This is a genomic window from Bradyrhizobium sp. 87 (assembly GCF_023073015.1).
Classification (GTDB): domain Bacteria; phylum Pseudomonadota; class Alphaproteobacteria; order Rhizobiales; family Xanthobacteraceae; genus Bradyrhizobium; species Bradyrhizobium canariense_D.
The window spans coordinates 1-2,007 of sequence record NZ_JADPIQ010000102.1 but is presented as its reverse complement, the minus strand read 5'-3'; the positions used below and the strand labels follow the sequence as shown (position 1 = coordinate 2,007).

Below are 2,007 nucleotides of genomic sequence, written 5' to 3'. Positions count from 1 at the left end.
TCTCGTCGATGTCCTCACTGCGCCGCGGGCCCCCCGAGCGATTCAGCGAGACCATCAGCCCAGCGCTCTCGCTATGGCCATGCCTCGAAGCATGGTTATGACCCGCGCTTCAACGATGATGTGAGGAGCTCAGAGCCCAGGGGGAACAGCCGGCGCCAGCATTTCCATCCCAAAATGCCGCAACGCGCGCTCAACTTGTCTGCCGCTTTTCGGCTGAAGCCCGATCGATTAGGAAATCGTCCAATTTTCGGCCGCCTCGAAGCTGCGGCCGCAGCCATCGAGGCAGCCTGCCGCGACCCGACCATGTCTCCGCCGGGTTCTTCGGATTGCGATATTTGGGACGAACGGGCGGGTATGGACGGCGCTCGCGATTGAACCGCGTGGCCTCGTTGGCCAGTCCAATCCTGTGGAGCCGTTCCTCCAAATGTGCTTTTTGCACCAACATTTTCTGAGTGAGTTTGGCGGCGACCTCTTGGTGAAATATCCAGAGCTCGTCAACGGAGAGCGAATTGAAATGCGCGGTGTTCATGGCTCCATCCCTAATCTTGGGCAGAAGGCCCAGGCAGACAAGTCGGGAATCCGGGAGCAGACAAGCCCTCAGTGAAATATTGATCATGCAATCCACATTTAATACGAGAGGTAGCAGGGAGAAAGGCGCGACAGTGGTAATATCGTGGCGGAGTATTTAATTCTCCGCGAATGGGTTGCCACGTCTCGTGACCTCCACAAACCCACCCTCGGCCAGTTGCGCTTTCGTGCTCGGGGACGAGCGCAAAGATGGCGATCGACCGGACGGCGGCGCGGACGGCTCGATGAATCGCGCTGCCTCGTGACCGGCATATTAATCAGGTAGCCAAGAGTACAATTAATTAATCCATCGCGCCGCCCGATTTAAGCCGCATGGGAGCCGTTGTCGCCGCTAAGGTTCGAGCGGGGGTGGGGCGCACCCGGGAGTTTTCGATGTCCGGTCATTTGCGATTATACTTCGCCAGTTTGGTGCTTGTCGGAGGTTTATCGGCGGCGCCTGCGTCTTCCAACCCTCTTGCCGACTTCTTCAATACTGCTACGCCCCAACCCACGGTAACCTCTCCGCCGCAAGCCGAATGCGTGCCGCGTCCCGGTACCTCGACCACTGGTGGACAGCATTGGGTCTACCGAATGGACGGTCGCCGCAAATGCTGGTTCCTGGCCGAGGGCATCGCGACGGTGAAGAAGCCGATTCGGGCTCGCATGGCCAAAGACCGCAGCGCCAGTTTGGACGAGAACGGGACGAGGTGGAGCGCGGTCGTTGATGCGCGCGCGGAGGTGCTGCGCTCCGCACCGCCCGAGCAATCTCAGCCGCCTGTACCCGAAATGAAGGTAGCTGATGCCGCTTCCAATCTCGGCACGGGGTCGGCGGCCCCCATTGTCGATCTTCCCAACCAGCTCACCTCCGAACACTCCGTGCCGGGCCAAGTCGACGTTGGGCAGCTTCTCGCCGACGCACCTCAAGATATGCCGCTGGGCGCGCGCACTGCAGAGGCGCACGGCGAAGCGCGCAGCTGGACGGCCTGGTTCGGTGTGCTGCTGATGACGCTTGGTGGCCTCTCGCTCTTGAGCTCGAGCCGCACGCTTCGGCATGCGTGGAGATTACGTTAGCTTAGATGCGAGGTACATCCGCCGCGCAATCAATGGATTCCACGAGCCGGTATAGTCGAACTGCCACACGTACAAAGATTCCGTGCGCCACGCCTAGTTTGGCACGTGGCTTAGACGGACATTCGAGTACGATGACGGTCGCCTTTGGGATCGGACTGCATTATGCGGTACAAGGTGTTCGTGGTGGACGGCAGCCGGCAACTGATCTGCGCTGCAAAGCTCGACTGCATTGACGAGCAGGCGGCGAGACGCCGAGCCGAGCAAATGCATGACGAGCACGACGTTGAGCTTTGGCAAGGCGATCGACTCGTTGCTGTGTTCCGAAGTGCAACGTCGAATGAAGGTCGGAGCTAACGCGCGATCCTGAAT

Annotated in this window: 3 protein-coding genes; 1 reads left to right on the top strand and 2 read right to left on the bottom strand. The window is 59.9% G+C overall.

Features of this window, described 5'->3' with window-relative positions; all coding sequences use genetic code 11:
• Positions 1–190: 190 nt before the first annotated feature.
• The gene (locus tag IVB50_RS26640; RefSeq protein WP_085357172.1) at positions 191–529 is read right to left on the bottom strand and encodes an H-NS histone family protein; all 339 of its coding nucleotides are present in this window, start codon (positions 527–529) and stop codon (positions 191–193) included.
• Positions 530–1,158: 629 nt separating this feature from the next.
• On the opposite strand from IVB50_RS26640, the gene IVB50_RS26635 reads away from it, so the two are divergent.
• Positions 1,159–1,638, top strand: coding sequence for a hypothetical protein (locus tag IVB50_RS26635; protein ID WP_240544137.1), 480 nt, complete (start codon positions 1,159–1,161; stop codon positions 1,636–1,638).
• Between the two features lie 93 nt (positions 1,639–1,731).
• On the opposite strand, the gene IVB50_RS26630 is transcribed toward IVB50_RS26635, so the two are convergent.
• A partial coding sequence (locus IVB50_RS26630) for a hypothetical protein (RefSeq protein ID WP_247297960.1) occupies positions 1,732–2,007 on the bottom strand: 276 nt, incomplete at its 5' end.